Below are 7,167 nucleotides of genomic sequence, written 5' to 3'. Positions count from 1 at the left end.
TGGTTAAGCCAATCACTCTTTGAAGTACTTTCAGTACTCAATTATTGGAATTAACGTTGACATATTGTCATTCAGTTTTCAATGTTCATTTTTAACCGCTACAAGAATCAATTATACCAGTTATTTTATTTCGATGCAAGCTTTATTTTTAAAAAGTTTTAATTTGTTTTTTTCGCTAGAAACAATCTTTCAAGTTGTTAATTGCGAAGTAACTCACTTGCATAATTTATATTACATTGTTATTTCGTTAAATTCAAGCATCAAATTTACACTTTATTAACCTTTTTAACAAATTCTATAAGTTGTGTTCGTCTATGTGTTTCGACGACTTTTTTATAATATCAAGTTATATAGAGAACGTCAACGATTTATTCAAACAAATATGTATATTATTTCACTTTAAAAGCCACTATATATCATAATAGAAAATATGCTATACTTTATCAGTATTAAATAGTGTGGAGGGAATAGAATTGAAGCTATTTCGTAAAAAACCTACTAGTAAAATAAATAGAATAAGATCTTTTGCATTAGGATTAATCTTCTTAGGAATGATAATAATGTATATAGGTGTATTCTTCTTTTACTATTTCAAGAGTCAAATTGTTTTTAGTATTTTCTTAGTACTTGGTATGCTGGCATTAGGATTATCATTTATTGTTTATTTCTGGATTGGGATGCTTAGTTCGAGAACAATACAAGTTAAATGTCCAAACTGTGATCAATATACTAAGATGTTGGGTCGAGCAGATATCTGTGCAAATTGTAATCAACCTTTAACTCTAGATAAGAACTTAGAAGGAAAAACTTTTAATCAAGATTACAACAACAAACGTAAATCTAAGAAGTTAGAAGAAGCCGAACAGGATAATAATACTGAAGAACATAAATAAAAAAGCTAAAGACCTAAAGTCTTTAGCTTTTTTATTTGTTTTTATTTTTACTTTGACATTCCGGACAAACACCATATATTTCCATTCTGTGGTGTGTAACAGAAAAACTTGTTACATGTTGAGCTAGTTGTTCAACTTCATCTAATCTCGGATAATGGAAATCAGTAATCTTTCCACATTGATCACAAATGATATGATAATGGTTGTGTGTTTCAAAATCAAAACGACTTGATGCATCACCATATGTTAATTCTTTAACAAGTCCAGTTTCTTTAAAAACTTTCAAGTTATTATAAACTGTAGCAACACTCATATTTGGAAATTGTGGTGAAAGTGACTGATAAATTTCATCAGCTGTAGGATGACTATCTGCTTCTATTAAATATTGAAGAATAGATTGACGTTGTGGTGTTATTCTTACGCCTGTACTTCTCAATGTTCCAATCGCATCTTCTAATAAATGTTCAACATCTTCTGTACTATGCTGCATCCTTTCACCCACCTTCTAATTTATAATGATTATTATTTATAATATAGCCCCTATAACAGTGCTTTGTCAAACAATTAATCAATATCCTGACTGAATATTCACTTCATTATTTAACTCGCTATTATCATTTTCTATCATTTTATTGAGATTTTCTATTAATATATCTGCACATCTCTCCATATTACGATTGTCATTACCCGTGATGTGTGGGGTTATCGTAACATTTTCCATATCATATAGCTTTGAATCCTCCGGCAGTGGTTCAATTTCAAAAACATCTATAGAAGCATGTCGTATTTCTTTATTTTCTAATGCTTTTACTAACACATCTTCAGAGACTACAGTTCCTCTTCCTACATTAATAAAGTGTACATCATCATTCATAGATTTGAAGTCTTGTTCATCTAATAAATGTACCGTGTTATCTGTTTCAGGTAATACATTCACAATAAAGTCTGCTTTATGATAAACTTTACCTCTTTCTTCTATAGAATATACTTCATCAAATTCATCTACTTTGTGACCTGTTGTATTTATACCAATCACATTCATATTAAATGCTTTCGCAATACGTGCAGTTCTTTCAGGAATTTTGCCAGTCCCTAAAAATAGGATTGTCTTATTATAGATAGAACCGGGATTTAACTTATGTTTAAATTCATGGTTCTTTTGCGCTTCATATGTTTCTTTAAATAGTTTTATATCATTAAATATGTAACCAAAAATAAACTCTGCAATTTGAATTGCGTGTACGCCTCTAGCATTTGTTAATTTAATTCCTCTTTTGTCGATATAATCGAGTGGTAAATTATTTACACCAGTAGCAAACCACGCTATCAATTTTAAGTTCTTGCATTTATCTAAAAAGGTTTCATCTACTTCGCTATGATAAGCTACCAATACATCCGCTTCTTTTAATACATTATTATCAGCTAATTCTGGATGCTTATAGAAAGTAAATTCAACTTTAGGAAATGCATTTACTAATCTTTCTTCTTGATCCTTCAATTTCATCAAAGCAACTACCTTCATTTATATCATTCCTTCAAAAAGTTTTTTAAGTCTTCTATTTGTGTTTTAACTTTAACTTTTTCAATAACATGTATTACTTTATTATCTTCATCAAGAACAAATGTAGTTCGAACTATCCCCATTGATTCTTTACCAAAAGATTTTTTCAGTTGATATACACCAACCTTTTCAGATAATTGATAATCTTCATCTACTAACAAATCAAAATTTAGGCTATGTTTGTTTGAGAAATTAGAATGTTTCTTCTCACTGTCCCCACTTATACCATATACTTTAGTATTCAATTCATTAAAATCTTCTGAATTATCTCTAAAGTCACATGCTTCTGTAGTACATGTAGGTGTATTATCTCTTGGGTAAAAATACACAATAGATTTACTGCCTTTTAAGTCTTCACTAGATATTGTTTCACCATTTTGATTCTTTAAATTAAAATCTGGAAATTTGTCACCAATTTTTGTCATCATATACACTCCTTATCAACGATAGATACTTAATTTTATGATACGATATATATGAAAATAATTAAAACAAAAGAGGTTGATAAAATGGATTTTAAAAATAGTGAATATTTACAGACACTTTCTGATGAATATATTTTAGGTGGCGTTAACTCCCCTTCTCGTTCATATAAAGCGGTCGGTGGTGGAGCACCTGTAGTTATGAAAAAAGGGAAAGGCGCTTATTTATATGATGTAGATGGAAATAAATTCATAGATTATTTACAAGCTTATGGCCCTATTATAACGGGCCATGCTCATCCTCATATTACTGAAGCTATTAAAGGAGCAGCAGAAGATGGCGTACTACTAGGTACACCAACTGAATATGAAATTACATTTGCTAAAAAGCTACGTGAAGCTATCCCTTCATTAGAAAAAATTAGATTCGTCAACTCAGGTACAGAAGCTGTAATGACTACAATAAGAGTTGCGCGTGCATATACAAAAAGAGATAAAATTATAAAATTTGCTGGTTGTTATCACGGTCATTCAGATTTAGTACTAGTTGCAGCGGGTAGTGGTCCAGCTCAATTAGGAACGCCTGATTCCGCAGGAGTACCAAAAAGTGTAGCTCAAGAAGTAATAACAGTTCCTTTCAATGACATTGAATCATTTAAAGAAGCAATGGAACATTGGGGCGACCAAGTTGCTGGTGTTCTAGTTGAACCTATTGTAGGTAACTTTGGTATGGTTGAACCTAAAGAAGGTTTTTTAGAAGCTGTAAATGATATTACTCACGAACATGGTGGCTTAGTTATTTACGATGAAGTGATTACAGCATTTCGTTTCCATTATGGTGCAGCTCAAGACTTACTGGGCGTATACCCTGATTTAACTGCTTTTGGTAAAGTAATTGGTGGTGGACTACCAATCGGCGCTTATGGCGGTCGACAAGAAATCATGGAACATGTTGCACCTTTAGGTCCAGCTTATCAAGCTGGTACAATGGCTGGTAATCCATTATCAATGAGAGCAGGAATTGCATTATTAGAAGTTCTTGAACAACCTGATGTATATGATTATTTAGATAAACTAGGTAAACAATTAGAAGATGGTCTTCTAGAATTAATTGAAAAACATAATGTTAAAGCTACAATTAATCGTATTAAAGGTGCTTTGACTATCTATTTCACTGATGAAAAAGTTGAAAATTACATTCAAGCTGAAAACACAGATGGTGAGAAGTTTGCTAAATTCTTTAAATCTATGCTAAATCAAGGTATCAATTTGGCTCCATCTAAATATGAAGCATGGTTCTTAACAACTGAACATACTGAAGAGGATATAAAAGAAACTATAAAAGCAGCAGATATCGCTTTATCTCAACTATAAACTTGAAAATTGTTTAAAAACAATGTATAACCTATATATATAATAGACTTGTGAATAAAGTTACAAGCTTTCTTCAACAACAAAAAGGAATGGTTCTATGAAATTTGGGGCAAGAATATTTAAGACAGGTATCGCAATTGTCCTTGCTATATTTCTAGCAAATTTACTACCAGGTTCAGTCATGCTTACTTCCATAGCTGGGGTTACAGCAATGGTAGCTATGCAACCAAGTGTTTATCGATCATTTAAAACAGTAGTAGAACAATTTCAAGGTAATATCATTGGTGCGGTTACTGCCATTACCATATTCTCTATTTTTGGTAACAATGTAGTCTTTATTGGTCTTACTGCGGTTATTATTATTTCAATACTTTATAAATTTAATTTACAACACGTTTCTAATTTAGCCGTTGTTACAGCTTTAATCATACTTGGGCATCATGAAGGCGACTTCTATATTTCTGCATTCTACAGATTTGCTCTCGTTATGATAGGTGTATCAAGTGCATTCATAGTGAATTTTGCTTTTCTACCACCAAAATTTGAAACTAAAATGTATTATAACTCTTTAAATATCTCTACAGATATATTTAAATGGTTCAGATTAGTATTAAATGGTACAACAGAATTTCATTACGTTAAACAAGATTTAGAAAATATTAGAACTCGTATTGTAAAGTTAGAACAGTTTTATCTTTTCTATAAAGAAGAGAGAGCTTATTCTAAGAAAAAAGCATTTGCTCAAATGCGCAAAAAGGTGCTATTTAAAGAAGCTATCATGGCAACTAGGCGAGCCTATGAAGTATTGAGAAAAATGAATCGGTATGAAAATGATATTCATAATTTAGATGATGACTTTAAAGTACAAATGAAATTTGAATTAGATGAATTGATGGCATTACATGAACAAATACTCGTTCGTATCTCACAAAAAGCAAAACACGAACTCGATAATGTGCCTGATCATCTAGTAGAACCATATAAAGAAGAGCTAATGGATATTTTCATTAAAGAAATCACAAGTAACCCTGATCAAGATGATTATGATATAGAAAACATAATGCAAGTCATTTCAGCAATGTTGGATTACAAATCTAGTATTTTACATTTAGATAGACTTTCATCAAGTTACTTTAAATTCCACCCTGAAGATAGTGATATAGAAATTGCTGAGGAAGATTTCGATTTATAAGTTTGACTGGCAAAGCTACAATATTAACACTTATCTTAAAAAGAGACGGAGACACTTTTATGTCTCCGTCTCTTTTATTATATTGCTCTTTTTTCATTATATAAAGATTTTTTATACTGTATACCATTTAACACGTGCCCATTATAACTTCTATAGAGTATATGTTTTTCTTCTATTTGATTCGGACTTTTAACTCCAACTGCAGCTGCTAAATTAAATAATCCTTCATGCAAGCTTACAATATAATTCGACACTCTATATTCTTTCTCTGATACGACTAATGCTGTTTCTTTTTTAGGGTCAGTAGTTGCAACACCAACCGGACAATTATTAGTATGACATTGTTGTGCCATGATACACCCTACATTAATCATCAAACTTCTTGCAACATTGACTAAATCTGCGCCTAATCCTAATGCAATAGCAATTTGATCAGGTGTAATTAATTTACCTGAAGCGAATACTTTTACTTTATCTCTAATTCCGTTGTTTTTGAGTTCTAGGTCAAGCAGTGGTAAAGCAGTAAACAGTGGTAATCCTACTGTATCCGTCAATTCTTGAAAAGTTGCCCCTGTCCCACCTTCACTACCATCTACTGTAATGAAATCAGGAATGATTCCACTTCTTGACATTTCGCTTATCAAATCTTTTAAGTCTTCTATATTACCTACTACGATTTTAATTCCTACAGGTTTTTCTGATAGATTTCTTAACTTATCAACAAATTGTAATAGCTCTAGGTTATTATGTAGAAATTCAAATCTATTTGGTGAGTTAACAGTTTCATATGGCGTCACGTTTCTAATTTCAGCAATTTCTTTCGTTATCTTCTTGCCATCAATATGCCCGCCTCTTGTTTTTGCACCTTGAGCTAATTTTAGTTCAAAAGCTTTTACTTGTTCTATTTTAGATTTCTCTATAAATTCATCCTCATCGAAGTTACCTGCTTTATCTCTTACTCCGAATAATCCAGGGCCAATTTGAAAAATGATGTCACAATTTCCGGATAAATGATGGTCACTTAAACCACCTTCTCCTGTATTCATCCAAGAACCGCTTCTTGCTAAGCCTTTAGATAATGCAGTTATAGCATTTTTACCAAGTGCACCGTAGCTCATCCCTGATTGGCCTACTAATCTATTTACTACAAAAGGATGCTTTAATTCTGGACCAATTACCATTTCATTAGTTTCCGTTAATTTATAAGGTTCTACAGTTTTTTTAACTTGTGACTCTTTTCTATCAAATAACCCTTCATTATCAACATTATAAATATAAGTAGACATCATATCTTTTTGATTTATTTCTAATTCATCAACATCTATAGGAAACATAGAATTTTGAATATAAAAACCTGGTTCTTCAAATTGTCTCTTAGAACCAAAACTTTCTATTCGACTCTTATATTTACCTGGCATTACCATATTTAAATATTGCTTTCTAGAAAATGGTTTGCCATCGTTATCATTTAATATTAGATATTGTCTTAATTCTGGCCCAACACTTTCTAAAAAGTATCTTGCTCTCCCTAGTAAGGGATAATTTCTTAATACGCTATGATGTTTTTGTCTTTTGTCTATTATATAAAGTGTTACCCCCGTGATTAACAATCCAATTATAATAACAAAAAATAATATGTTCACAATTAATTGTAATACACTTAGAAAAGTCATAAAAATTCCCCCTCTTTTCTACTATGATAACTTAATAATATCATAGTTAGAT

General features: G+C 31.2%; 7 protein-coding genes. 3 read left to right on the top strand and 4 right to left on the bottom strand.

Annotation, left to right across the window (positions count from 1 at the left end; all coding sequences use genetic code 11):
- Nucleotides 1-473: 473 nt before the first annotated feature.
- A complete protein-coding gene (locus LQ615_RS09580) occupies nt 474-893 on the top strand; it encodes a YgzB family protein (RefSeq protein ID WP_017000499.1) in 420 nt (139 codons plus the stop codon).
- 31 nt (nt 894-924) lie between these two features.
- Here LQ615_RS09580 and perR read toward each other — a convergent pair whose 3' ends face one another.
- The 3 genes from perR to bcp all read right to left on the bottom strand — a co-directional run bounded on the left by perR (nt 925) and on the right by bcp (nt 2,879).
- Entirely contained in the window at nt 925-1,383 is a 459-nt protein-coding gene (perR, locus tag LQ615_RS09575; RefSeq protein ID WP_017000498.1) for a peroxide-responsive transcriptional repressor PerR, read from the bottom strand.
- A 78-nt stretch (nt 1,384-1,461) separates the two neighbouring features.
- A complete protein-coding gene (locus LQ615_RS09570) occupies nt 1,462-2,415 on the bottom strand; it encodes a phosphoglycerate dehydrogenase (protein WP_239705363.1) in 954 nt (317 codons plus the stop codon).
- A 5-nt stretch (nt 2,416-2,420) separates the two neighbouring features.
- The gene (gene bcp, locus LQ615_RS09565) at nt 2,421-2,879 is read right to left on the bottom strand and encodes a thioredoxin-dependent thiol peroxidase (protein WP_239704116.1); all 459 of its coding nucleotides are present in this window, start codon (nt 2,877-2,879) and stop codon (nt 2,421-2,423) included.
- Nucleotides 2,880-2,963: 84 nt separating this feature from the next.
- On the opposite strand from bcp, the gene LQ615_RS09560 reads away from it, so the two are divergent.
- Together LQ615_RS09560 and LQ615_RS09555 are read left to right on the top strand one after the other, a co-directional pair.
- Nucleotides 2,964-4,250: a glutamate-1-semialdehyde 2,1-aminomutase gene (locus tag LQ615_RS09560; protein WP_017000495.1), complete on the top strand. Its 1,287-nt coding sequence runs from the start codon at nt 2,964-2,966 to the stop codon at nt 4,248-4,250.
- A gap of 97 nt (nt 4,251-4,347) precedes the next feature.
- Complete coding sequence (locus LQ615_RS09555) at nt 4,348-5,442, top strand: FUSC family protein (protein ID WP_017000494.1); 1,095 nt, start codon at nt 4,348-4,350, stop codon at nt 5,440-5,442.
- 77 nt (nt 5,443-5,519) lie between these two features.
- Here the strand turns inward: LQ615_RS09555 and LQ615_RS09550 are convergent, their stop codons facing one another.
- Complete coding sequence (locus LQ615_RS09550) at nt 5,520-7,115, bottom strand: FMN-binding glutamate synthase family protein (RefSeq protein ID WP_017000493.1); 1,596 nt, start codon at nt 7,113-7,115, stop codon at nt 5,520-5,522.
- Nucleotides 7,116-7,167: the final 52 nt, after the last annotated feature.

This window comes from Mammaliicoccus sp. C-M13 (genome assembly GCF_022386845.1).
In the GTDB taxonomy this organism is placed as follows: Bacteria; Bacillota; Bacilli; order Staphylococcales; family Staphylococcaceae; genus Mammaliicoccus; species Mammaliicoccus lentus.
Note: the sequence above shows the minus strand (reverse complement) of the source record. Positions and strands in the feature narration are given on the sequence as shown.